Source organism: Lysobacter soli, from assembly GCF_003382285.1.
Lineage (GTDB): Bacteria > Pseudomonadota > Gammaproteobacteria > Xanthomonadales > Xanthomonadaceae > Lysobacter_J > Lysobacter_J soli.
On the sequence record NZ_QTJR01000001.1, the window covers coordinates 610,298 to 635,668 of the forward strand.

The 25,371-nt window shown below is 67.8% G+C and carries 20 protein-coding genes; 12 read left to right on the forward strand and 8 right to left on the reverse strand.

The features are described 5' to 3' along the window. Window positions 1–80 precede the first annotated feature (80 nt). Window positions 81–1,403, forward strand: coding sequence for a metal-dependent hydrolase family protein (locus DX912_RS02590; protein WP_181902676.1), 1,323 nt, complete (start codon window positions 81–83; stop codon window positions 1,401–1,403). Between the two features lie 42 nt (window positions 1,404–1,445). Here the strand turns inward: DX912_RS02590 and DX912_RS02595 are convergent, their stop codons facing one another. After that, the gene (locus tag DX912_RS02595; RefSeq protein ID WP_115840866.1) at window positions 1,446–2,066 is read right to left on the reverse strand and encodes a DUF998 domain-containing protein; all 621 of its coding nucleotides are present in this window, start codon (window positions 2,064–2,066) and stop codon (window positions 1,446–1,448) included. Between the two features lie 102 nt (window positions 2,067–2,168). Between DX912_RS02595 and trxA the strand changes: the two genes are divergently transcribed. The 8 genes from trxA to DX912_RS02635 all read left to right on the forward strand — a co-directional run bounded on the left by trxA (window position 2,169) and on the right by DX912_RS02635 (window position 12,852). After that, window positions 2,169–3,053 (forward strand): thioredoxin, encoded by an 885-nt coding sequence (gene trxA, locus DX912_RS02600; protein ID WP_115840867.1) that lies wholly within the window; start codon window positions 2,169–2,171, stop codon window positions 3,051–3,053. 78 nt (window positions 3,054–3,131) lie between these two features. Next, window positions 3,132–3,602, forward strand: a complete 471-nt coding sequence (locus DX912_RS02605; protein WP_115840868.1) for a DUF4442 domain-containing protein — start codon at window positions 3,132–3,134, stop codon at window positions 3,600–3,602. A 173-nt stretch (window positions 3,603–3,775) separates the two neighbouring features. After that, window positions 3,776–5,782 carry a bifunctional serine/threonine-protein kinase/formylglycine-generating enzyme family protein gene (locus DX912_RS02610; RefSeq protein WP_115840869.1) on the forward strand — a complete coding sequence of 669 codons (2,007 nt, stop codon included), beginning with the start codon at window positions 3,776–3,778 and terminating at the stop codon, window positions 5,780–5,782. Window positions 5,783–5,862: 80 nt separating this feature from the next. Beyond that, a complete protein-coding gene (locus DX912_RS02615; protein WP_115840870.1) occupies window positions 5,863–6,573 on the forward strand; it encodes a DUF502 domain-containing protein in 711 nt (236 codons plus the stop codon). Window positions 6,574–6,645: 72 nt separating this feature from the next. Continuing rightward, the gene (locus tag DX912_RS02620; protein ID WP_115840871.1) at window positions 6,646–7,419 is read left to right on the forward strand and encodes a queuosine precursor transporter; all 774 of its coding nucleotides are present in this window, start codon (window positions 6,646–6,648) and stop codon (window positions 7,417–7,419) included. Between the two features lie 268 nt (window positions 7,420–7,687). Continuing rightward, the gene (locus tag DX912_RS02625; protein ID WP_115840872.1) at window positions 7,688–9,514 is read left to right on the forward strand and encodes a DUF885 domain-containing protein; all 1,827 of its coding nucleotides are present in this window, start codon (window positions 7,688–7,690) and stop codon (window positions 9,512–9,514) included. Between the two features lie 160 nt (window positions 9,515–9,674). Beyond that, window positions 9,675–11,501, forward strand: coding sequence for a DUF885 domain-containing protein (locus DX912_RS02630; protein ID WP_115840873.1), 1,827 nt, complete (start codon window positions 9,675–9,677; stop codon window positions 11,499–11,501). Between the two features lie 577 nt (window positions 11,502–12,078). Then, window positions 12,079–12,852, forward strand: coding sequence for a murein L,D-transpeptidase catalytic domain family protein (locus DX912_RS02635; protein ID WP_115840874.1), 774 nt, complete (start codon window positions 12,079–12,081; stop codon window positions 12,850–12,852). A gap of 139 nt (window positions 12,853–12,991) precedes the next feature. Here the strand turns inward: DX912_RS02635 and DX912_RS02640 are convergent, their stop codons facing one another. Together DX912_RS02640 and DX912_RS02645 are read right to left on the reverse strand one after the other, a co-directional pair. Then, window positions 12,992–15,979: a hypothetical protein gene (locus DX912_RS02640; RefSeq protein ID WP_115840875.1), complete on the reverse strand. Its 2,988-nt coding sequence runs from the start codon at window positions 15,977–15,979 to the stop codon at window positions 12,992–12,994. 27 nt (window positions 15,980–16,006) lie between these two features. Beyond that, complete coding sequence (locus DX912_RS02645; protein WP_181902677.1) at window positions 16,007–16,765, reverse strand: FkbM family methyltransferase; 759 nt, start codon at window positions 16,763–16,765, stop codon at window positions 16,007–16,009. Between the two features lie 185 nt (window positions 16,766–16,950). Here DX912_RS02645 and DX912_RS02650 point away from each other — a divergent pair, with 185 nt between their 5' ends. Both DX912_RS02650 and DX912_RS02655 read left to right on the forward strand, forming a co-directional pair. After that, complete coding sequence (locus DX912_RS02650) at window positions 16,951–17,988, forward strand: L,D-transpeptidase (protein WP_115841045.1); 1,038 nt, start codon at window positions 16,951–16,953, stop codon at window positions 17,986–17,988. A 16-nt stretch (window positions 17,989–18,004) separates the two neighbouring features. Further along, on the forward strand, window positions 18,005–18,439 hold the full coding sequence (locus DX912_RS02655; protein ID WP_115840877.1) for a YybH family protein: 435 nt from the start codon (window positions 18,005–18,007) through the stop codon (window positions 18,437–18,439). Window positions 18,440–18,544: 105 nt separating this feature from the next. Here DX912_RS02655 and DX912_RS02660 read toward each other — a convergent pair whose 3' ends face one another. Further along, on the reverse strand, window positions 18,545–19,855 hold the full coding sequence (locus DX912_RS02660; RefSeq protein ID WP_115840878.1) for a DEAD/DEAH box helicase: 1,311 nt from the start codon (window positions 19,853–19,855) through the stop codon (window positions 18,545–18,547). A 347-nt stretch (window positions 19,856–20,202) separates the two neighbouring features. On the opposite strand from DX912_RS02660, the gene DX912_RS02665 reads away from it, so the two are divergent. Then, window positions 20,203–22,029: a monovalent cation:proton antiporter-2 (CPA2) family protein gene (locus DX912_RS02665; protein WP_115840879.1), complete on the forward strand. Its 1,827-nt coding sequence runs from the start codon at window positions 20,203–20,205 to the stop codon at window positions 22,027–22,029. 33 nt (window positions 22,030–22,062) lie between these two features. On the opposite strand, the gene DX912_RS02670 is transcribed toward DX912_RS02665, so the two are convergent. The 4 genes from DX912_RS02670 to DX912_RS02685 form a co-directional block, all read right to left on the reverse strand. After that, window positions 22,063–23,451, reverse strand: a complete 1,389-nt coding sequence (locus DX912_RS02670; RefSeq protein ID WP_115840880.1) for an MBL fold metallo-hydrolase — start codon at window positions 23,449–23,451, stop codon at window positions 22,063–22,065. Window positions 23,452–23,502: 51 nt separating this feature from the next. Next, the gene (locus DX912_RS02675; protein ID WP_147298543.1) at window positions 23,503–23,811 is read right to left on the reverse strand and encodes a hypothetical protein; all 309 of its coding nucleotides are present in this window, start codon (window positions 23,809–23,811) and stop codon (window positions 23,503–23,505) included. Window positions 23,812–23,903: 92 nt separating this feature from the next. Beyond that, window positions 23,904–24,980: an ROK family protein gene (locus DX912_RS02680; protein ID WP_115840882.1), complete on the reverse strand. Its 1,077-nt coding sequence runs from the start codon at window positions 24,978–24,980 to the stop codon at window positions 23,904–23,906. Between the two features lie 55 nt (window positions 24,981–25,035). Then, window positions 25,036–25,359 (reverse strand): thioredoxin family protein, encoded by a 324-nt coding sequence (locus tag DX912_RS02685; protein ID WP_115840883.1) that lies wholly within the window; start codon window positions 25,357–25,359, stop codon window positions 25,036–25,038. Between the last annotated feature and the right edge of the window lie 12 nt (window positions 25,360–25,371).

Genomic DNA, 25,371 nt, shown 5'->3' on the forward strand with positions numbered 1-25,371 from the left:
GCCGCAGGTCTCCTTCGCGCCCGCGCCCGTGTGCTTCAATCGACGGTTCCAGGGGATCGAAACCACACGGGGAGTCGTACGTGCTCAAGCCGCTCAGCCTTGCCTTGCTTGCCGCCATCGCCAGCATTCCAGTCCACGCAGAAGCCCAGACCGCTGCGCCCGCGAAGGACGCCGCGCAGGCGCTCCAGTGCGGCCAGGTCTTCGACGCCCGATCCGGCAAACTCACCGGGCCGCAGACGCTGCTGGTGCGCAACGGCAAGATCGAGCAGGTGATCGGTGGCGCGAGCGCCGACGTCGCCGGCGCCACGCGCGTGGACCTGAGCGGCCACACCTGCATGCCCGGCTGGACCGACCTGCACGTGCACCTGGGCAGCCAGTCGAGCCCGCAGAGCTATTCCGAAGGCTTCCGCCTCGACGATGTCGATTACGCCTTCCGCTCGGTCGACTACGCGAAGAAGACGCTGATGGCCGGCTTCACCAGCGTGCGCGACCTCGGCGGCGAAGTCAGCCCGCACCTGCGCGACGCGATCAACCAGGGCCTGGTGTCCGGCCCGCGCATCTGGGCGGCCGGCAAGTCGATCGCGACCACCGGCGGCCACGCCGATCCCACCAACGGCTACAACGACGCGCTCTCGCACCTGATCGGCCCGCCGGGTCCGACCGAAGGCGTCATCAACTCCATCGACGACGCGCGCCAGGCCGTGCGCCAGCGCTACAAGGAAGGCAGCGACGTCATCAAGATCACTGCGACGGGCGGCGTGCTGTCGTACGCGAAGTCCGGCGATGCGCCGCAGTTCACCGTCGAGGAAGTGAAGGCGATCGTCGACACCGCGAAGGACTACGGCTATCGCGTCGCCGCGCACGCGCACGGCGAGGAAGGCATGAAGCGCGCGGTGCTCGGCGGCGTGACATCGATCGAGCACGGCACCTACATGAGCGACGAGGTGATGAAGCTCATGAAGCAGCACGGCACCTGGTACGTGCCGACGATCTACGCCGGTCGTTTCGTCGCCGACAAGGCGAAGATCGACGGCTACTTCCCCGATGTCGTGCGCCCGAAGGCGCAGCGCATCGGCGCACTGATCCAGCAGACCGCCGCCAACGCCTACAAGAACGGCGTGAAGATCGCCTTCGGCACGGACATGGGCGTGGGCCCGCACGGCGACAACGCGCGCGAGTTCATCTACATGGTCGAAGCGGGAATTCCGGCGCCGGTGGCGTTCCAGGCCGCCACGATCCGCGCCGCCGAAGTGCTCGGCGTCGACGACCAGGGCGTGATCGAAGTCGGCAAGCGCGCCGATATCGTCGCCGTGCCGGGCAATCCGCTGGAAGACATCCAGCAGGTGATGAAGGTCGACTTCGTGATGAAGGACGGTGCGGTGTTCCGCACGCCGGAAGCCTGATCCTCGCGCCCTCTCCGGCTCGTGCCGGGGAGGGCCGCGGCGTCAGGCGATGCGGATCACGCCGCCGCTTCGCGACGCCACGACGACGCATACCAGCCACGCGAGCAGCACGACGCGCTGCGCGATGGGCCCGGCAAACACCGGAAACGCGTTGAGCAGCACCACGACCGTGCCCGCGATGACGAACGCGATCGACACGCCGCGCCAGATGCGATCGCGGAGCAGGCCGGCGCCCAGCACGAGCGCGCCCGCGGCGAACGCAAGCCACCACAGCAGCCACATCGTCGCGTGACGCTGGCTGATGGGACCGTCGAGGTCGGCCGGATCCAGCCGCCACACGCCCTGCGCGGCGAAGGCCAGCGCGGACAACGCCAGCATCCAGCAGCCGATGCCTGCCCAGCGCGCGGCACCGACCGGCAATCGCGCCCGCAGTCGAACGAATACCCACGCGGCCAGCAGCCCCGGGGCGATGAAGCCCAGCAGGTTGAACGCCGAAGCGCCGGGGACGTCGGCCGCGCCGAGCAATCCCAGCGGGTGCTGCGCATGCGAGAACGCGGCGTGCGTGGCCGCAAAGCCCACCACCGCGATCGCGCAGCATGCGGCCGCGAGCCAGCCGGCGTGACGGTCGAACGAAGCCGGGGACGGGACGGTCGGACGGTTCATGCCGGCATGCTAGCGTGACGACCCGCTCCGCGCCTGCTTGGCAGACGCAGGCGCCGCCCCCATTTCCCCAGCATCGCCGAACGAGCCCCGCGAGCCTTCCGAATGACGATTTCCGACGCTACCGCCAACGCCCACGTCTTCGACGCCACCGCCGACAATTTCGAGGCCGAAGTCCTGCAGAAATCGATGCAGGTGCCGGTCCTGGTGGATTTCTGGGCCGAATGGTGCGGGCCGTGCAAGACGCTCGGACCGATCCTGGAGAAGCTGGCCGCCGACTACCACGGCGCCTTCCGCCTGGCGAAGGTGGACGTCGACAAGGAACAGCAGCTCGCCGGGGCGTTCCAGGTCCGCTCGATCCCGACCGTGTTCCTGGTCAAGGACGGCCAGCTGGTCGACGGTTTCCCGGGCGCGCTGCCCGAGGGCCAGCTCCGCGAATTCCTGACCCACCACGGCATCCAGCCGGCCGATCCGGCCGTCGATGATGCCGCGGCGCCGGAGACCGAGGCCGCACCCGTCGACCCGCACGCCGAAGTCGTGCGCCTTCGTCACGAGTCCGACGCCGCGCCGGACAACGCCGAACTCAAGCTCGACCTCGCACTCGCCCTGCTCCGCACCGGCGCCGCGCAGGAAGCCGAGCAGCTGCTCGACGCCCTGCCGGCGAACCTCGCCACCGACGACCGGACCATCCGCGCCCGCTCGCGGCTGGGTTTCGCCGCCCTGCTGAAGGACGCGCCTCCGGCGGAGGTGCTCGAAGCGGCCATCGCCAGCAACCCGGACGACCTGCGCGCCCGCCACCTGCTCGGCGCGCTGAAGATTGTCGACGGCGACGCGCAGGCGGGTCTGGAGCAGTTCCTCGAAATGCTCCGCCGCGACAAGGCCTACGAGGACGGCCTGCCCCGCAAGGCGCTGATCGACGCCTTCCGGGTCGTCGAGGACGAAGACCTCGTCGGCCAGTACCGCCGCAAGATGTCCTCGCTGCTGTTCTGAGGCGGTCAAGCCGCGCCACGGCTAGATCAATACGCATCCGTATGGCAGGCTGTGCGTCCCGTACGCACAGCCCGTCGAATGAAAGCCAGCGTCCTGCGTCGCGGCCTGAACCTCTGGCCGCCGTTCCTCTTCAGCGGCATCCACGTCACCGCCATCACCGCCGATTACCGCCATGCGCACGTCGAGCTGCGCATGCGTCCCTGGAACCGGAACTACGTCGGCACGCACTTCGGCGGCAGCCTGTTCGCGATGACCGACCCGTTCTGGATGCTGCTCACCATGCAGTCGCTGGGGCGCGAATACTGGGTCTGGGACAAGGCCGGCGAGATCGAATTCGTGAAGCCCGGCCGCGGCACGGTGCATGCGGATTTCCGCCTGCGCGACGACGTCCTCGACGAATTGCGCGCGGCCACCGCTAACGGTGAAAAAGCGCTGCGATGGTTTGACACCGATATCAACGACGCCAGCGGCGACGTCGTCGCGCGCGTGCGCAAGCAGCTCTACGTCCGGCGCAAACCGGCGCACCGCGAGAACGGCGACGCAGAGTGACCGCGGCACAAAACGCCCAAAAATGCCCGTAAAAACAGGGCTGTTCGGCAAAAACTGACGCTGCGCGTCATCACGCCGCGGCAACGACCTTGCGCACATGGTTGTTGTGATGCGCACGTCGTGAGCTTTCCCCTCTCTCGGCGTATGCTCCTGCTTCGCGACAGGGGGCCGCGATGTCCGGTTCTGCAGGCAACAACGACAACGCATCGCCATTGCCGGAAATCGCCGGTTATCGCCTGCACAAGGTGATCAACCACGGTGGCATGTCGACCGTATACCTGGGTCACCAGCTCGCGCTGCAACGCGAGGTGGCGATCAAGGTCATGCTGCCTGTCGCACTCGCGGACGAAGTCAGCCGTCGCCGCTTCGAGAACGAAGTGCGCACGATCGCGCGGCTGGAACATCCCAACATCGTCGGCATCTTCGAAGTCGGCCGCACCTACGACGGCCTGCCCTACTACGCGATGCCCTACCTCCCGCGCGGCCACCTCGGCCAGCGCGACCTGAGCAAGAACGAACCGCGTGCGATCGACATCGCACTGACGTTGCTGTCGGCGCTGGATTACGCGCACTCCCGCGGCGTCGTGCATCGCGACGTGAAGGCCGAGAACGTCCTGTTCGACGAAAGCGAGCGCGTGCTGCTGGCCGACTTCGGCATCGCGCTGCGCCGCGGGTTCGGCCCGCGCGTGACGACCGCCGGCCTCGCCGTCGGCAGCACCGCGTACATGGCGCCGGAACAGGCGCGCGGCGAGGACGTGGACGGCCGCGCCGACCTGTACAGCATGGCGGTGCTGCTGTGGGAGATGCTCACCGGACGTCTCCCGTTCGAAGCCGCCGATGCGCTGTCGATGGCGGTGATGCACGCGCAGGATCCGATCCCGAAACTGCCGCATCACCTGCGCCACTGGCAGCGCTTCATGAACCGCGGCCTCGCGAAGCAGGCGGCAAGCCGTTTCCAGGACGCCGCGCAGATGGCCGACGCCGTCCGCGCCGTGCAGCAGCGCAAGCCCTGGACGCCCGCGCTGGAAACATTGCGACGCCTGCGTCCGACGCAGCGCTGGGCGATGCCGGTGTGGGCGACCGTCGGCGTGACGGCGGTGACGCTGGTCGTGCTCGCCTTCAGTTTCGACCGTGGCGACGAAACGCCGCCGGCGACGCCCGTCGCGCCGATCGCCACCGCTCCGAACGCGACGCCGTCGGCCGATCCGACCGCTGCGATGCTGCAACCGCTGCCCGAGGCACCGCTGCAGCACGCGCTCGAAGACGCCCGCCAGCAGATCGCGCGCGGCCGACTGACCGAGCCGCAGGACGCCAATGCGTTCGACAGCGTGCTGCTCGCGTGGCACACCGACAGCACGCATCCCGATGTCGCCGCCGCCATCGAGCAGCTCACCGGCGCCTTCTCCGAACACATCGTGCGCGCGGTGAAAGACGGGAAGGACGAGCGCGCGCTCGACCTGCATTCGCGCGCGATCGCACTGGGCCAGCAGACCGGCACGGCGAACTCGCCGGCGCAGCAGAAGCTGCGCGACGCCACCGGAGCCGCACTCGAAGCGCGCCTGCAGCAGTCGGTGAAGCGTCGCGACGGCGCCGACGTGCAGCGCCTCACCGCGCTGGCCGACAAGATGGAACTGCCGCGCAAGTTCGACGCGCGCCTGCTCGCGCAGGCGAAGGCGCTGCCGAAGGGCCTGGCGCGCGGCGCGACACTCGACACCGCTTCGCAAAGCAGCGCGAAGGTGAGCGTCGCGCTCACGCCTCGGCCGGTGAGCCGCCGCGAGTACGCGCGCTTCGCCGCCGCCAACGGGCGCGAACCGGCGCTGTGCCGCGAACGCGCGTCGCTGCTGCGCATGCTCGATCCGCGCGACTGGCAGCAGCCCGGCTTCAAGCAGGGCGAAAACGATCCGGTGGTATGCATCTCGCTGGAAGATGCGCAGGCGTATGCGCAGTGGTACAGCGCGCAGACCGGTCGCCGCTACCGGCTGCCCAGCGCAGAGGAAATCACGCAGACGCCGGCTGACATGGACGGCCGCGCGGTCTCGCTCTGGCTTCGCGATTGCGGCCAGAACTGCCAGCAGCGCCAGGTGGCGGGCAATTCGTGGCGCAGCCGCCAGGAAGAACGCACGCTGCCCGCGTCGCGCGGCTACGACGACGTGGGCTTCCGGCTCGTCCGCGAGCGCTGAGAGCCCGTGCAGGTGGTGCCGCCACGCGGCGCAACGAATGGCCCGCGAAGGCCCGCCCGTTCGGTCTTACAATCCGCGCCATGCCGAACTCCCCCGACTCCCCCGCCGCCGCGCCGATCCGGCCCGCGGCGCCCAAGCCGAGCCTGCAGAAGCTCTTCCTCACGGGCCTGTTGACCCTGCTGCCGATCTGGCTGACGTGGGTCGTGGTGAAGTTCGTGTTCGTGATGCTGTCGGACATCAGCGCGCCGCTGATCGGCCCGGTGCTGGAGAACCTCGCCAACACCAACCGCCAGCTGGCGTGGCTCGACGAACCGTGGGTGCGCACGGTGCTCGCGCTGCTGGCGACGCTCGCGGTGATCCTGTTCGCCGGCGTGATGGCGCGTCGCGTGATCGGACAGCGCCTGCTGCGCTGGTTCGAGGCGCTGATCCAGCGGATTCCGCTGGCGAGCATCGTGTATTCGAGCGCGCGCCAGCTGCTGGACATCCTGCAGACCAAGCCCGACGGCACGCAGCGCGTGGTGCTGGTGGATTTCCCGCACAAGGAAATGAAGTCGATTGGTTTCGTCACGCGCGTGATCCGCGAGCACGGCACCGGTCGCGAACTGGCCGCGGTGTACGTGCCGACCACGCCGAATCCGACGTCGGGCTATCTCGAGATCGTGCCGGTGGAGAAGATCACGCCGACCGACTGGAGCGTGGACCAGGCGATGAGCTTCATCATTTCCGGCGGCGCCGTCGCGCCGGACACGATTCCGTTCTCGCCGCCCTCTGCGGTGGAAAAATCGCCGTAAACCGGCAGACCACGTAAACCGCGCCAAGGGGAAAGCGCAGTGAGCCAATCCGTGCCCGCATCAGTTCCGCCCGTGGCCGTCGCGCGCACGCTCGACGATCGCGCGGTGCGGTTGTTCATCATCCTCGCCGCGTTCTTCTGCGTTAACGCCGTGCTGGCCGAGTTCATCGGCGTGAAGATCTTCGCGCTTGAAGACACGCTCGGCATCGCGCCGTTGCAGTGGAACCTGTTCGGCCAGTCGGGCTCGCTGAGCTTCACCGCCGGCACGCTGCTCTGGCCGGTGGTGTTCCTGATGACCGACGTCATCAACGAGTTCTTCGGCCGTCGCGGCGTGCGGATGATTTCGTACCTCGCCGCCGGGCTGATCGTGTACGGCTTCCTCTTCGCCTTCGCGGCGATCGCGCTCGCACCCGCCGACTGGTGGGTGAAGGCCGCGCAGGCGCAGGGCGTGGCCGATTACCAGGCGGCGTTCGCGGCGGTGTTCGGCCAGGGCATGTGGACGATCGCCGGCTCGCTGGTCGCCTTCATCATCGGCCAGCTGATCGACGTGGCGGTGTTCCACCGCATCCGCAGCGTCACCGGCGAGAAGCACGTGTGGCTGCGCGCGACGGGCTCGACCGCGGTGTCGCAACTGGTCGACAGCTTCGTCGTGCTCTACATCGCCTTCGTGCTGGGTCCACAGAAGTGGCCGACGTCGCTGTTCCTCGCGGTGAGCACGGTGAACTACGCGTACAAGATGCTGGCCGCCGTGGCGCTGATCCCGCTGATCTACGTGGTCCGCGCGGGCATCATCCGTTACCTCGGCGAAAAGCGCGCGCACGAACTGCGCGAGCAGGCGGCGGCGTAGGACCCGGCATACCCGCTTGCCGTCATCCCCGCGAAGGCGGGGATCGAACCTTCCGAACCACCACGCTTTCGACAAGCGGGATACACCTGCACGCTGGATTCCCGCCTGCGCGGGAATGACGGCTTTTCTTCGGGCGCGCTGGTCGACACCGCTGCGCGAGCGCTCCGCAGAACGCGACGCGCCGCCGCGTCCGCATGACCTTCGGCCCATGCCGCCCCCGAGCCGGCGGGCGAGCCTTCGAGGTCGCCGTCAACCCGGATTTTTTCCCATGCCGCATCCTGCGCGCCCGTCGTTCCGCCTGCCGCTCGCCATCGCCCTGATCCTGGGCACCGCCGTCGCCCTGCCCTCCGCCGCGTTTGCGCAGGCGCCCGCCGCGGCGAACGCGACCCAGAACGCCAAGGCCACGCGCCTCAACGCCATGTACGAGCAGTACTGGGAAGAGCTGCTGCGCGCGAACCCGCTGCAGGCCACGTTCCAGGGCGACAACCGATACAACGACCTGCTTCCGAACACTATGTCGGCCCAATACCGCCAGCAGCAGCACGAGTTCAACACGCGCTGGCTGAAGCAGGTGAAGGACGTCGGCAGCGACGGCCTGAGCGGGCAGGACCTGCTGAGCTACGAGATCTTCGTGCGCGATCGCGAGGATTCGCTCGAAGCGGAGAAGTTCCCGACCTGGCAGCAGCCGATCAACCAGTTCTACAACTTCGCCGCGACGTTCGTGCAGCTCGGCTCAGGCACGGGCGCGCAGCCGTTCAAGACGGTGAAGGATTACGACAACTGGCTCAAGCGCGCCGCGCAGGCACCGGTACTGTTCGACCAGGCCATCGCCAACTCGCGCGAAGGCGTGAAGAACGGCGTCGTGCAGCCGCGCGCGCTGATGGTGAAGGTGATTCCGCAGCTGGACGCGCTGATCAAGGACAAGGCCGAGGACACGCTGTTCTGGGGCCCGATCAAGAACTTCCCGGCCGATTTCAGCGACGCCGACCGGAAGCGCCTCACCGCGCAGTACAAGCAGCTCATCGAAACGAAGCTGATGCCGGCGTATCGCGAACTGCGCACGTTCGTCGCCGACGAATACCTGCCGAAGACGCGCGCGACCTCGGGCCTGGACGCGCTACCGGGCGGCGCGGCGTGGTACGCGTTCAACGCACGCAACTCGACGACGACCGACCTCACGCCGGCGCAGATCCACCAGATTGGACTGGATGAGGTGAAGCGCATCCACGGCCAGATCGAGGGGGTGATGAAGCAGGTCGGCTTCAAGGGCTCGATGCAGGACTTCTTCAGGTTCATGCAGGACGACCCGCGTTTCACCTTCGCCGATGAGCCGGCGCTGCTGGCGTACTACCGCGGGCTGGAAGACAAGATCAACCAGAAGATCCCCGAGCAGTTCTCGCTGATTCCGAAGGCGGCGTTCGAGATCCGCCCGGTCGAGCCGTTCCGCGCGCAGTCCGCGGCCGGCGGTTCGTACATGCGCCCGAGCCAGGACGGTTCGCGTCCGGGCGTGTTCTACGTCAACACCTACGACCTGCCGACGCGCAAGACGTGGGACGCAGAAGACCTGTACCTGCACGAGGCGATCCCGGGCCATCACTTTCAGCTCGCGCTGCAGCAGGAGCTGACGGGCCTGCCGAAGTTCCGCCGCTTCGGCAGCGAGATCGCCTTCAGCGAAGGCTGGGGCCTGTACGCCGAATCGCTCGGCAAGGATCTGGGCGTCTACACCGACCCGTACTCGTACTTCGGTTACCTGCAGAACGAGCTGTGGCGCGCGATCCGCCTGGTCGTCGATACCGGCCTGCACAGCAAGGGCTGGACGCGCGAGCAGGTGATCAAGTACATGCTCGACAACTCCGCGGAGAGCGAAACGCAGTCCACCGCCGAAGCCGAGCGTTACATGGCCATCCCCGGCCAGGCGCTGGCGTACAAGATGGGCGAGCTGAAGATCAAGCAGGTCCGCGCGAAGGCCGAGAAGGCGCTGGGCGACAAGTTCGACGTTCGCGAATTCCACGCCGAAGTGCTGAAGGACGGCTCGGTGCCGCTGGAGATCCTCGAAGGCAAGATCGATCGCTGGATCGAGGCGAAGAAGAGCTGACGCCGAACGACTTCGTAGCCCGGCTCCGCTCAGCCGGGCTACAAACGCCAGTCGAGCAAAACCGCAACGGGAACTTTGCTCCCGTAGCCCGCCCGCCTTACGCTCCGCACGGTGCCCGCCCTGAACCGGCCCGACGCACACCATCCACCAGGAGAAACGCATGAAGCTCCGCCCGCTGTTGCTCGCCCTCTCCGTCACCGCCGCGATCGCCGGCTGCTCCAAGCCCGCCCCCGACACCGCCGCGACCGACAAGCCCGCCGCTGCACAAACCGCGCAGAGCGCGCAGGCCCGCGCCGACCAGCTCAACAAGCTCTACGTCGAGTTCTGGGACGCGTACCTCAAGCGCAACCCGGTGCTGGCGACCTTCACCGGCGACACGCGCTACAACGCCGAACTGCCGGACTTTGGTTCGCAGCAGTATCGCGATGAATCCAAGAAGTTCCTGCAGGACTGGCTGGCGAAGGTCGAAGGCGTCGGTTCGGAAGGCCTCACCGGCCAGGACCTGCTGAACTACGAGATCTTCACCAAGGACGCGAAGGACCAGATCGACTCCTTCCAGTTCCCCGCATGGATGACGCCCGTCAACCAGATGGACAGCACCGCCAGCCTGGCCGTGCAGTTCGGTTCGGGCGGCGGCGCGCAGCCGTTCAAGACCGTGCAGGACTACGACAACTGGCTCGCCCGTGGCGCGCGCATTCCGGTGCTGTTCGACACCGAGATCGCCAACATGAAGCAGGGCATCGCCGCCGGCGTCGTGCAGCCGAAGGTGCTGATGGAGAAGGTCGTCCCGCAGCTGGATGCGCTGATCAAGGACAAGCCGGAAGACACGCTCTTCTGGGGCCCGATCACCAACATGCCCAAGGAATTCAGCGACGCCGACAGGACGCGCCTGACGGACGCCTACCGCAAGATGATCGCCGAGCAGCTGATGCCGGCGTACAAGAAGCTGCGCGCGTTCGTGAACGACGAATACCTGCCCAAGACGCGCGACACCTTCGGCCTGGACAAGCTGCCGGGCGGCCAGGCGTGGTACGCCTTCAACGCCAAGCAGAGCACCACCACCGACCTCACGCCGGCGCAGATCCACCAGATCGGCCTGGACGAAGTCGCGCGCATCCACGGCGAGATGCAGAAGGTGATGACGGAAGTGGGCTTCAAGGGCTCGCTGCAGGACTTCTTCAAGTACGTGCAGACGGACAAGAAGTTCGAGTTCAAGAGCCAGGACGAGCTGCTGAAGTACTACCGCGGCCTGGAAGCGAAGATCAACGAGAAGGTGCCGACGCAGTTCTCGGTGATCCCGAAGTCGCCGTTCGAGATCCGTCCGGTCGAGCCGTTCCGCGAGAAGTCGGCGGCCGGCGGCCAGTACTACCCGCCGAGCGAGGACGGCACGCGTCCGGGCATCTTCTACGTCAACACCTACGACCTGCCCTCGCGCAAGATCTGGGACGCCGAAGACCTGTACCTGCATGAGGCGATCCCGGGCCACCACTTCCAGATCGCCACGCAGATCGAGCTGAAGGACATGCCGGCGTTCCGTCGCTGGAGCATCCAGAGCGCGTTCGCCGAAGGCTGGGGCCTGTACGCCGAATCGCTGGGCAAGGACCTGGGCGTTTACACGGACCCATACTCGTACTTCGGTTACCTGCAGAACGAGCTGTGGCGTGCGATCCGCCTGGTCACCGACACCGGCCTGCACAGCAAGGGCTGGACGCGCGACCAGGTCATTTCGTACATGAAGGAGAACTCCGCGGTCAGCGACACCACCGCCATCGCCGAAGCCGAGCGTTACATCGCCTGGCCGGGCCAGGCGCTGGCGTACAAGATCGGCGAGCTCAAGATCAAGGAACTGCGCGCGAAGGCCGAGAAGGAACTGGGCGCCAAGTTCGACGTCCGCGAGTTCCACAACGAAGTGCTCAAGGATGGCGCCGTGCCGCTGGCCGTGCTGGAGCAGAAGATCGATCGCTGGATCGCGAGCAAGAAGGGCTGATTTCCGGCCTATCGCGAGTTCGATTATCGCGAGTACCAAACTGGAAAGGCCGGGCCCTCGGGTCCGGCCTTTCCGTTTGTGCTTGTGGGTGGACTCTGCGTGCGGGGTAGGCACGCGCACATGACCCGTTGACAAGCGCGAAGCGAGCTTCTTTTGCTCGGCATTCCCGCGCAGGCGGGAATCCCGTGGCTTGCTTGTTCGATATGCCAGCACGCCTTACAGCGTCATGTTCCGCGCATGCCGGCTTGCCACGGAGCGCCGTCATTAACGGCCTGGACGAGCGTGGTCGCACGAGCGACAGCGACGGGCGCTCATCACTTAGAGCGAGCGAGGCCCCGCGCGCGGCCGGGCCGCCACGTCGAATTGCATATGCATGCCGCCCGGTCCATCGCCGCATCCCGCCATCGTTCCATCGCTGGCAGCAGTTCGCCGCGGACCTGAACGAGCGGGACGCAGAACCGCGGCCCGGGTTGTGAACCCGCCCTCGCCCCTTATATTTCGACATTCCTGCGCCTGGGCGGCTGATGCTCCGGGTGCCCCGCCGGACGACGCGCCGGCCTCGCACCCGTGATCTGCCATGCCCGTCCTGCCGCGCCTTCTCGCCGTTACCGCCGTCCTGTTGTCTGCGCCTTTCGCCGCGGGGGCTGGCCGCCATGCGTCATCCGAAACGACCATCGCATCGGCACCGACGGTGCAACCCGGCGTTCAGCCTGGAGGCGTGTGGCTCTCGCGGCTGGCGCCGGCGGCAAATCCGAAAGTGCTCGAGCTCGCCGTCTCGGCAATGCAGTGCGCACAGGCGAGCGGCATCGGCGCGGACGCGCGCCGCCTCGCCGTCATCGATTACAGCCGTCCGTCGCTGAAGCCGCGGCTATGGGTGTTCGACCTTGCGGCCGGCCGCCTGCTCTACGAGGAAGTCGTTGCGCACGGCCAGGGTTCCGGCGAGAACATGGCGACGCGTTTCTCCAATCTCGACGGCAGCCACCAGTCGAGCCTCGGCCTGTTTGTCACGGCCGATACCTATACCGGCAAGAACGGCTATTCGCTGCGCATGCGCGGGCTGGAGCCAGGTGTGAACGATGCGGCGATGGCGCGCGCGATCGTCATGCATGGCGCGCCGTATGTCGATCCGACTCAAGGCCAGCGCATGGGACGACTGGGCCGCAGTTGGGGATGTCCCGCGGTGCGCAGCGCGGTTGCGAAGCCGATGATCGATCTGTTGAAGGACGGCCAGTTCGTCTTTTCGTACTACCCCGACCAAGCCTGGCTCACGCGCTCGGCGTTGCTCAAGTGCCCCGCGGCGCGCAAGACGCTTGCACGCAGCCTCGGGACGGCGGTGTCCACGTCGGGATGACCGCGCCATCGATGTAATCGACACAAAGTGATCGCCTCGCGGCCTCGGCTCACGGCACGCTGCCAGGCACGCCGGCACGAGGCAACCGTGGCGTGAACCCGCTTGCTCGCGAATTCCGCAAACGCGAGCGTTTACCCGATCACGTCGCCGAGCGCAGACGCTGCCGGTTGGACATCCACGCCGGGTCCTTCGGGTTGTGCAGCGTGGCACTCCACTGGCGACTGGCCTGATCCCACAACTGCATGAACGCCTGATCCAGGCGCATACCGGATCGCGCGGCCGCCTCACAGTGACCGCAAGCTTCGCGCGGAGCGCCATTGCGCAGCGCGGCCTGCGCAAGCAACCAACGCGCACGGACGTCGTCGCCTGCCAGTGCCTCGAGCTGCTGACACAGCCGCGGCTCGACAGTGCCCGACGACTGGCCCAACCGCGCCTGCAGTACGCAACGCGCCGCTGCCATCGCGAAGACAGGATGATCGAGCAGTCCCGCCGCCATCGTCTCGGCACCGGCGTACTCTCCCACCGCCTGCGTCGTTGAGGCGCCGGCAGCGCGATCAAGCAGGAGTTCGGCGACCTCGATCTGGAGGTGTGGCGCATCGCCGCGTTCGACCATCGGCATCAGTCCCGCGATCGCCTCGGACAACACGGCGTGCCGCACGCTACCGCTGGATTGCGCGGCGCGACGATGCAGGAGCCGTGCGCGCGCGAGCGCCACATGCGCGTCATTCGGCAACAGGTCGTCCAGGCGCTTCAGAATGGCCTCGCCTTCGTCGAAGCGGGAACGCGCCGCGTCGCCGCGCAAATGCGCAGTCTCCAATGCCAGCAGTTCGAGCCAGCTCAGCAGCAGCTCAGGCGAGGCGTCCGGCCCGGTCAGCAGGTCGCGATGGTTGTCGCGGAAAGCGCGCAGGTGCAGCGTGCGTGTTGCGCCTTCGGCGAGTTCCGCGTGTGCGAGTTCGTTCTCGGCCTTTGCCGCGACCCATGCGACGCGCTCCTGCGCAGTTGCGCTCTCGGCGCCTGCGGCGAGCACGGCGTCGGCCTCCATTCGCAGACGGGACGCTTCGGTGCCCGACAACAGGCTCGCCTGCGCCTGGAGCGCCTGCTGGAGCTTCCAGGCCGCCGGCGACGCCGGGGCGCGCAAGCTTCGCGCGGCATCGCGCAGGACCTGCACGGCTTCGCCCATGCGCTGCGCCCGTCCGACCAGGTGCTCGTCCGTCGCGGCGACGGCGCGCTCGAACAAAGCGTCGCCGAGGGTCTCGGTGCGAAGCGGATCGACACGGCCGCCTTCCACCGTCGCACGTTGCAGTGCGGCGACAGCGAGATCCAGCGTCGCGCGTTGCGCAGCGCCGCGCTCACCGGAGGCCTGGAGCAAACGGCAGCTTCCGGTGCGGTACCAGAGTTCGGCCCGGGACGGATCGCGTTCGAGCAGGCGGTCGATGGCGTCCGCCGCCTTGGCGTACGCCTTCGGACTGCCATCGGCACGCGCGACGTGCCACCAGCACAACGCGGCGAGCATCCACACGTCATCCTGCGGATGCGCGGACTGCATCGCGACTTCCAGATGCTTAAGTGCAGCGAGATGGTCGCCTGCTTCGACAAGCCTGCGCGCTTCGCCGACGGGATCGTGCTGTGGGGCGGTCGGCCGTTGCGTCACCGTGGGCTGTGCGTACGGTTTCGTTACAGCGGGCGCCACATCCGAAACGCCGGCAACAGGCACTCGTGCGACATTCGAGAAGAACTCGGCAGGATCGAGCACCGTCGTGCCACTGGACCTGGTCGTTTCCGCTCGCTGCGGCGACGCCAGCTTCGCGTCCTTTTCCAGAGGCCGCGCCGACGCGGGAGCCGTCGTCGCCGACGCGACTCGCGCATCACTCACGGTGCCCTGCTCGGCCATCTTTGCCACGGCTGGTGCCATCGCTTCCGGCGAGGCCATTGCCGGTGCCGGCGCCGTGTCGCGCAAGCCGGGCGTATTGCGGGAGACGTGCCTGTCGAAGGATGCATCGTTCTGACGGGCGGCTTCGGCAGGCGGTTCCGCGACGACGGCAAAGACCAGTGGCAGCACGGCGTGGGGCAGCACGGATGCGTGCGCGTCTTCCACGTTCATGGTCGCCGGCCGGGTTGTCATGGGAGCGATGAGCGCCGCGGGGTCGGCCACGGCCTCCCCTGCTCGTGACGGCACCTGCGCATCGAACGAATGCGCTTCGAATCCGGGCACGAACAGCAGTCCATCACCGACGTGCGCATCCACTTCATAGCGGTGAGCGAAGCCGCGCTCCGTCGTGACGGGCGCCTCCCAGGGACCACGATGCGACTCATGCGTAGGCGCGTAGATCTCGCGCGCGGAGAACATGCGCACGCGCGCCTTCTCGGCCTCGCGCGACGTTGGGGCCGGCATCGAGGGACGCGGCCCGGTCAATTCAGCTCGTTGCGTGTTCATCTTCCTGACCCTCCGAGGGCGCATGCGTCGTCTTGCAATCAAAAGCAGCAGCACGGTCGCGGGCATCACCGCCAACCATCGCCACACCTGCTGGTTGTTCTCCTGGAACGCGTCGGCTTCATCACGCGGATCCGCGACGGCGGGGGCGCCGACGGGATGAAGCGCGGTGTTACGAATTTCGGTACCCGCCGCAGCGGGCACCGCCATTTCCGATGGCGGCGCCACCGCATCGGGCGCAACTTCAGTCAAAACGCTGCCGCCCACGATCTCTGGCGACAGCTCGCGATTGCCTCGCGTCAGCGCAGAAGTTTCGGAATCAACGTCGCTCGCGGAACGTTGCACCGTCTCTTCGCGCCCGCGCCCCGCACCCACTCGTGGAACCGCGTGGCGACGCGAAGCCCCGATCGAAGCCCGAGGCGCCGCGCGATGTGAAGCGCCCGGGTCGCGCGACGCAGTTGCCCGCGTGCGCAGTACGTCGTTGCGGTCCGCGCCCGCCGCCATGGCGCCACTCGGCAATTCCGAACCACCATGCGCCGCATCTGGAACCGGCTGCGGCGCATCCTTGTTGGAAACCGCGGAAAGCGGCCAGCGCGCGCAGGCGGCGAGCAGCAGCACGGTCGCCGCGCCGAATCGCCAGCGCACCGCCCGCATGCGCTCGGCGTGCGTCGTGCGCCTTTCGCCGATCCGGTCCATGATCGCCGCCGCCCCGATGTCGCCCGATCAGAGTTCGATCAGGCGCTCGAAGGCGACTCCACCTTCCTGCGGCGTCGCGATCACGTTCTGGTACACGCGGCCCGGGAAGATGTTGACGGTGTTGCCGACCTGGTTGTTGCGCGAATACAGGTACGGCAGGTGCGACCACACGCGATAGCCGAGGTCCTTCACCCGACGGACCTCCTCTTCGGCGAGATCCTGCTCGCCCATGCGGAAGTACAGGTTGGGACGCAGGCGGCGGATCGTGCCGCCCGCGCCTTCCAGCACCGCGAGCAGTTCGCCGGAGTAGTTGATCTTGATCAGGTGCAGCGCGTCGAGGTCGAGCTCGTCGAGCGTGCGGACGGGCACGCGTTCCTTCCGCTCGGTTCCTTCGACATCGGACAGGATCGAGCCCAGTTCCGCCGTACCGCTGTTGCGGCCCAGCCACATCGGATGGGTGTGCACGTTCTGCAGGCCATTGAGCGCGACGTTCGCGCACAGCTGCTGCATCACCATGCGGCGCGGCTCGATGACGTGGACCTTTCCACGATCGCCCACGGCACGCGCGAACCACAGCGCGTGCGCGCCGTACTCGCTGCCGAACTCGAGCACGTGCTGGTCGTCGGCGACGATCTCGCTCAACTGGTCGAGCTCCTGCTCGATCCACTCGCCGTACTGCGCGAGCGAGCGCGATGCGGGGCAACGGCCGGGCACGGAATTCATGACGCCGTAGCGCGTCTTCCACAATTGCGGGACCGCTTCGGCGGGACTGTGCAGGTTGTTCATGGTGGTGCGCCTCGATGGAAAGCCACTGGATGGCAGGGCCCGCGAGCCCTGCGTCATGGGGTGGAATCTTGGCGGCCGGCGTCGCCCGGCAGAATGAGAACCGTCTGAAAAAACCTCATGCCCCGATGGCGGGAAACCTTCTCTTCAGGCTAGGCTCGACCCGTCTTTCGTGAATGGATTCCGCCATGGCCCGTCTCCTGTTGGCACTGTCGCTGTCGTTGCTCTGCGGCACCGCGCTGTCCGCGGTTCCCGTCTGGGGCGCACGTCAATCGAGTCCGGCGAATACGCCGGTGACGCAGCTCAAGCCCGGCGAATGGATCTGGGGCGGCGACAACCGCGCAGGGCCCTTGGCCGTGGTGGTGAGCCTGACCGAGCAGCGCGCCGTCGTGTATCGCAACGGCCTGCCCATCGGCGTCACGACGGTCAGCACCGGCCGCAAAGGCTACGAGACGCCGACCGGCGTCTTCACGATCCTGCAGAAGGACAAGGACCACCGCTCCAGCGTCTACAACGCCGCGCCGATGCCCTACATGCAGCGGCTGACGTGGGACGGCGTGGCGCTGCACGCGGGCGGCCTGCCCGGCTATCCCGAATCGCACGGCTGCGTGCACCTTCCGTCGGAATTCGCACGCCTGCTGTTCGACGCATCGAACATGGGCATGGTCGTGGTGGTATCGCAGGAAGGACGCTCGCCGGAGGACGTCACGCATCCGGGCGCGCTCATTCCGATCAACCCGAACACGGGCGCCGAAGCGGCCATTCCACCGCTGGAGGCCGGACAGAAATACCGCTGGCATCCCGAGCTTTCGACCGAAGGCCCAGTGTCGATCCTGCTCAGCGCCGCCGACGGCGAAGTCATCGTGTTCCGCAACGGCATCGAGATCGGCCGCTCGCGCGTGCTGATCCGCACGCCCGACCAGCCGCTCGGCACGCGCGCCTACATCGTCAAGGACGGCTTCATCGCCGGCGACAATCCGCTGCTGCCCGGCACGCGCATGCCGAACTGGAGCACCATCGGCATTCCGGGCAGCGGGCCGGATGCGGGCCGCCTGCTCGGGCCGGAGACGATCGATCGCGTCGTGATCCCGCACGACTTCGTCGCCGCCGTGCTGCCGCTGCTCACGCCCGGCGTGGTGATGCTGGTGACCGACGCGAACGTGCGACCGGAGACGACCGGCGGCGCGCCGGTGCAGGTGCTCGATTCCGATCCGCCGCAAAGCTGACACCTTCGGAGACCCCATGAACCTCGCAAACGATGTCTTCCGCCAATTCCTCGATGGCTACCGCGACGCCGCGCTCGCGAAGGACGTCGAGGCCTTCGTGGCGCCGTACGCCGACGACGTGCACGTGTTCGACATGTGGAACGACTGGTCGATGCAGGGCCTCGCGTCGTGGCGCCGCATGGCGCAGACGTGGTTCGGATCGCTTGGCGACGAACGCGTGCAGGTCGAGTTCGACGACGTGGCTTCATTCGTCGCCGACGACATGGTGTGCGGGCATGCCACCGTGACCTACACGGCGCTCGCGATCGACGGAAGCAAACTGCGTTCGCTGTCGAACCGCATGACCGCCGTGCTGCAGCGACGCGACGGCGTCTGGAGAGTGGTGCACGAACACACGTCGGCGCCGATCGAGCACACGTCACTGAAGGCGATCCTGCAGCGACCGGCCTGACAGAATCGGGCCTGAAGACTCGGGCCTGACGTCGGGCCTGAAACGACGAAGCCCCGGCACTGGCCGGGGCTTCGCTTCAATCGAACACGTTGACGAGGCAGGCGATCAGCCGTTCGCGACACCACTGCGCGAACCGCGACCCTGGCCACCGCTACGGTGCTGCTTCGGACCGGCATGCGCATGGCGCTGCGCCGGCTTGCCGTGCGGACGGTTCGCCGGACGACGCTGTGCCGGCGCCTTCTGACGCGGGTTCGGCAGCGGGGCGTTCATCTGGATCGGGCGGCTCGGCGCGAAGCCTTCGACTTCGACCAGCTCCACTTCCGTCTTGAGCATGTTCTGCACCTGACGCAGCAGGCCGCCCTCTTCCGGCGCGACCAGCGACAGCGCTTCGCCGCTGGCGCCGTTACGGCCCGTGCGGCCGATGCGGTGCACGTAGTCCTCGGCGACCATCGGCAGTTCGAAGTTGATGACGAGCGGCAGGTTCGGGATGTCGAGGCCGCGCGCGGCGACGTCGGTGGCGACCAGCACGCGGGCCTTGCCGGCCTTGAACGCGTTGAGCGCCTTCTGTCGCTGCGCCTGGCTCTTGTTGCCGTGGATCGCGACCGCGGCGAGGCCGGCTTCTTCCAGCTGTTCGGCCAGGCGGTTGCAGCCGTGCTTGGTGCGACCGAACACGATCGCCTGATCGGTATGACGCGAGCTCAGCACGCTGACCAGCAGGTCGCGCTTGCGGCCGGCGTCCACGACGTGCACGCGATGGCTGATGGTCTGCGCGATGGTGTTCTGCGCGGCCACCTGCACCTGCTTGGGCGTGCGCATGAATTCCACGGCCAGCGCCTTGAGCTGCGCTTCGAACGTGGCCGAGAACATCATCGTCTGGCGCTCGCGCGGCAGCTTGCCGAGGATGCGCTTCATCGCCGGCAGGAAGCCCATGTCGAGCATGCGGTCGGCTTCGTCCAGCACCAGCAGTTCGATGGAATCGAGCTTGACGGTGCCGCGGTCGAGGTGATCGATCAGGCGGCCCGGCGTGGCGACGAGCACATCGACGCCGCGGCGGAACATGTCGACCTGCGGGCCCATGCCGGCGCCGCCGAAGATCGCGCTGATGTTCATGCGCAGGTGCTTGGCGAAACCGCGCAGGTTGTCGTTGACCTGCACCGCCAGCTCACGCGTGGGCACCAGCACCAGCGCGCGCGGGCGACGGAAGCCATTCGGCGCGGTCTGCTTGGACAGGCGCTGCAGCAGCGGCAGGCCGAACGCGGCGGTCTTGCCGGTGCCGGTCTGGGCGCCGCCCAACAGGTCGTGGCCGGCGAGCGCGAGCGGGATCGCCTGGGCCTGGATGGGGGTCGGGGTGGTGTAGTTCTGCTCTGCGAGGGCGCGCAGCAGCGCGGGCGAAAGCCCGATCGTTTCGAACGTCATGCGGGTGTTGCTCCTTGTCGCGCGCCATCGCGTCGCACCGCCGTGAACAACGGCGGCGACGAAGTTACGTCGCGTGATGGCCCCGGCGTTCCCTGAACCGCGCCGGCGGCGATCTGATTGGACGGCGTCCGGACGATCCGGGCCGTGTCTGCGCTACGAAAGACGTGCGGGATAGAAGCCGTTTGCTCGGACCGCGATCGCGGGCCACGGCGGGCATACCTGGGAAACGTACCCTTGCGGGGAGGCAGCCGTGCGCTGAACAGGGCGGACTCTACGCGAAAGCGCCCGGTCTTGCCACCCGTGTAGGCTTCATGGGCCGGTACGGTTCACATGATTTGGGGAAACAGATGGAGGATGCGGCATCGATCGATCTGGTGAAGGTGGTTGCGCTGCTCGGCGTGACGGTGGTCGCCGTGCCCGTGTTCAGGCGGCTGGGCCTGGGCTCGGTGCTGGGGTACCTCGCCGCGGGACTGGTGATCGGCCCGTTCGGCCTGGGCTGGTTCTCCGATCCGCAGGCGATCCTGCATGTCGCCGAGCTGGGCGTGGTGATGTTCCTGTTCGTCATCGGCCTGGAAATGCGGCCCTCGCACCTGTGGAGCCTGCGGCGCCAGATCTTCGGGCTGGGCACGCTGCAGATCGCCGCCTGCACCGCTGCGCTCACCGGCGTCGGGCTGCTGTTCGGCTACGAGCCGGTCGTCGCGTTCATCGGCGCGATGGGCTTCGTGCTGACCTCCACCGCGATCGTCATGCAGTTGCTCGCCGAACGCGGCGACATCGCCCTGCCCCACGGCCAGAAGATCGTGTCGGTGCTGCTGTTCGAGGACCTGCTGATCGTGCCGCTGCTGGTGCTGGTGGCGCTGCTGGCGCCCGGCGAGCCGAGCAGCGATGCCTCGCGCTGGGCGTCGATCGGCATCGCCACCGGCGTGCTGCTCGCCCTGCTGGCCGCTGGCATCTGGCTGCTCAATCCGCTGTTCCGCCTGCTCGCCGCGGCACGCGCGCGCGAGGTGATGACCGCCGCTGCGCTGCTGGTCGTGCTCGGTTCGGCGCTGCTGATGCAGCTGGGTGGATTGTCGATGGCGATGGGCGCGTTCCTCGCCGGGGTGCTGTTGTCCGAATCGACCTTCCGCCACCAGCTGGAAGCCGATGTCGAGCCGTTCCGTGGCCTGCTGCTCGGCCTGTTCTTCCTCGGCGTGGGCATGGCGCTGGATCTGTCGGTGGTGCGCGAGAACTGGATGCCGATCCTCGGCGCCGTGCTCGCGATGATGCTCGTCAAGGCGCTGTGCATCTACGCCGTCGCGCGCCTGATGGATTCCAGCCATCACGAAGCGCTCGACCGCGCCACGTTGATGGCGCAGGGCGGCGAGTTCGCCTTCGTGCTGTATTCCACCGCGGCCGCGAGCGGCGTGATTGCCGCGTCGCAGAACGCGAACCTCACCGCGATCGTCGTGCTGTCGATGGCGCTGACGCCGCTGGTCGTGCTCGCCGTGCGCCCGTGGCTGAAGCACAAGGAAGAGAAGATCGACGATCTCGACGTCGCCGAAGGCCTGTCCGGCAGCGTGCTGATGATCGGCTTCGGCCGCTTCGGCCAGGTCGTCAGCCAGTCGCTGCTCGCGCGCGGCGTGGACGTCACCATCATCGACACCGACGTCGAAATGATCCGCAGCGCCGGCACGTTCGGCTTCAAGATCTACTACGGCGATGGCACGCGCCTGGACGTCCTGCGCGCATCCGGCGCCGACAAGGCGCAGGTCATCGCGGTGTGCGTCGACAAGAAGGACGCCGCCAACCGCATCGTCGAACTGGCGAAGGCCGAGTTCTCGCAGGCGAAGCTGCTCGTGCGCTCGTTCGATCGCGAGCATTCGCTGGAGCTGATCAACGCCGGCGTCGACGTGCAGGTGCGCGAGACGTTCGAATCGGCGATCCGCTTCGGCCACCACGCGCTGTGCCAGCTCGGCGTGCCGAAGGACGAGGCGCTGGAGATCGTCGACGAGGTTCGCCGCCGCGATGCCGAGCGCGTGCAGCTGGAGCTGGCCGAAGGCGTCATGGCCGGCACGCGCCTGATGATCGGCAACGTTGCGCCGGGGCCGACGCCGACGCCGTTCACGCGCCCGCGCACGGCCGCCACGCCGCTGACGGCCGAGACCGCGGAAGCGACGCAGGGAAGTCGCGAGTAATCGACACGGGAGCGGATGCCGCTCCCGCCCACGTCAGACGTCTAGCACCACGCCCGGCCGCGCGAGCGTCGCCTGCACGCCGTAGGTGTCGCCGATCTCGCCGGCCAACGCTTCGCGCGCGCGGTCTTCGCCGTGCACCAGCGCGAGCGGCGGATGTCGCGTGCCATCGCCGCCGGCGATCGCGCCGTACCACGCCATCAGGCCGCGCTGGTCGGTGTGCGCCGACAGTCCGCCGACCGTGTGCCGCTGCGCATTCACGCGCACGTCGCGGCCGTGGATGCGCACCCACTTCGCGCCATCGACGAGGCGGCGACCCAGCGTGCCTTCGGCCTGGTAACCGACGAACACCACGTGCGTCTGCCGGCGATCGAGCCGATGGCGGAAGTGATGCAGGATGCGACCGGCGTTCGCCATGCCCGAGCCCGCGATCACGATCGCCCCGCGCTCGATGCGGTTGATCGCCATCGATTCCTCGCGCGACTGCGTGAAATGCAGGTTCGGCAGGCGGAACGGATTGGGTTTCTCGCGCCACACGCGCTGCGCGTCCTCGTCGAACAGGTCGGCATGGCGGTCGTAGATGGACACGACCTTCGCCGCCATCGGACTGTCGAGGAAAATGTGCCAGCGCGACAGCTGCCACTCGTCCCAATGCCGCGCGAACCAGTACAGCAGTTCCTGGCTTCGACCCACGGCGAATGCGGGGATCAGCACGTTGCCGCCGTCGCGCCACGCCGTGTCGAGGATGTCGCCAAGTTCGCGGATGGTTTCGGCGCGATCGCGATGCAGGCGATCGCCGTATGTGGATTCCATCAGCACCAGATCCGCGCGATCGATGTCTGCCGGATCGCGCAGGATCGGCGTGCCCTTCGGACCGAGGTCGCCGGAGAACACGAGTTTCCGCTCGTCCGCCCAAAGCTCCACGCTGGACGAGCCGAGGATGTGCCCCGCTTCGCGGAACGCGATGTCGACGCCGGGCAGGATCGTGGCGCGCGTGTCGTATGGAAGCGGCCGCACCAGCTCCATCGCAGCGGTCACGTCCTCGCGCGTGAACAACGGTTGCGCTTCGGGCTCGCCCGCGCGGCGATAACGGTTGTGGCGCTCGGCATCGCCTTCGGAGATCGACGCCGCATCCATCAGCATGATCGGCATCAGGTCGGCGGTGGCCTGCTGCGCGTAGATCGGCGCGCGGAAACCACGTCGAACCAGCAAGGGCACGCGGCCGATGTGGTCGATGTGCGCGTGGCTGATGACCAGCGCATCGAGCGCGGCAGGTTCGAAGGAGAACACTTCGGCGTTGCGGCGCTCGGCTTCGGGACTGCCCTGGATCATGCCGCAGTCGAGCAGGACGCGCCGCCCGGCCGCTTCGACTTCATGCAGCGAACCGGTGACTTCGCCGGCCGCACCGTGGAAATGCACGCGCATCGGATTCCTCCTGTTGCGCGCACGCTACCACGGCGCGCGCCGGCGATCGCGTCAGCGCGGCGGCGGGACGATGCGCTCCTCGCGCACCACCGTGCCGTCGGCGCGGACATCGCGATAGACGACGCTTTCGGCCGGACGGCCGTAATCGCGCGGCGTATCGCGCCATGCGGCGAGCAGATCGACGTTCTGCTTCTCGATCACCTCCAGGCTGCGCGCGATGCGACGCAGCAGGCCCTTGATGCCGAACACGGCGAACGGCACGAGGATCCACAGGATCGCGAGGATCAGGCCGAAGGCGAAGATGCAGAGGAAGAGAAACGAATTGGCGCCGTAGGCGGCGTTGGCGACGGTGCTGTCCATCGTGCGCTCCGTGGTGGGTGACGTGCTGGAGTCTTCGCGACGATGCGTGATTCCGACGTGGAGCTTCGCGTGATTCGCGCGTGACGAATGCGTCACGCGCGCAGGTTGGTGAAACTTGCGTTTCCGAGTCCCGTGCCGATCGTGAGTACGCCCCAGCGTTTCGCGCCGCGCATGCGCGGGCGTTCGCTCAATCCCTGCACGACGGCGTCGTTGTGCATCGCGACGACCGGCACGCGGCCGCCGATGCGGTCGAGCCTGCGCCCGAGCTCGCCCGGCAGGTGGAACGGCGCTTCCCAGTCGCCCGGCAGGTTCTGCGCCCCCTGCGGAATGCGGCCGTCGGGCTCGATCTGCCCCGGGCATGCGATGCCGACAAACGGCGCCAGCCGCAACCCGATCGTGCGGGAGAAGGCCGACAAACCGTTGAGCATCGCCGCGAGCCGCTCGATCGCTTCGCCGCGCCCGGGGTCGTCGTCGGCGTGTCGCCATTGCATGCTTTCGATCACGCGCGCCTTCGCGCCGTCCGCCGATTTGGACAGGCGCGGTTCGACGATGCCGCAGCGGATGTTGGTGCCGCCGACGTCCACGGCGAGGAACGCATCGGAGCGCCGGTAACTCGCCGGCAACAGCTGGGTCCAGCCGAGCAGGCCGCCTTCGTCGGGATCGTGCGACAGGACGTGCAGCGTCACGCCACTGCGTGCACTTCGCAGCATGCGTTGCGCGCGGCGGACCGCGAGCTGGCCGAACTGGCTTTCCGGCATGCCGCCGCCGATCACGATGCGCTTCACGCCGTCCCACGAAGGCTGCTCGCGGAAGCGCTGCACGACATGCACCAGCCTGCGCGCGAATTCCTCGATTGCCAGGTGCGTCACGTGCGAGGCATCGGCATCGCCGCCGAGCAGCACCAGGTCGATGTCCTTCTTCGACAGTTCGGCGCTGCGCGTGCGCCCGAACGGGTCTTTCCCGGTGGCGTGCACCTTTCGCACGATGTCGAGCACCTGTCGGAACGCGGTCTGGCTCGCGCGATCGCCGAGGAAACCCTCGCCTTCGGGATCGGGAATGGCCAGGTTGTAGCTGTCGATCGTCAATCCGGGCAGGCGCGACACGCCGTGCGGGCCGCCGGCTTTCGTGCGGAGGGAGGCGGGACGTTTGCGTGGAGTCTGGCGGGCCATGCGCCATCTTCGGTCGCGTGGCGGCTACGACGCGTCAAAAGCACGCGCGATTGGCTCAGCCGACCGCCGCCAGCGCCTGCCGGATTTCTTCCGCCGTCGAAGGCCGCACGACGCGCGCGACCTCTTCACCGTCACGCAGCACGATTAGCGTCGGCCACAACTTCACGCGATAGGAGCGCCCGAGGGGACGCCCCGGGCCATCTTCGACCTTGACGTGCCGTACGTCGTCCAGCGGCGCCAGCACGGCCTCGATCGCCGGCTGCGCACCGGTGCAGTAACCGCACCAGTTCGTGCCGAATTCGAGCACGGAGATGCCCGCCCACGCGTCGACATCGGCGCGGGCGGGTTCGTCGTCGGTATAGGTGCGGACGTATCCCATCGGTGCGAAGCA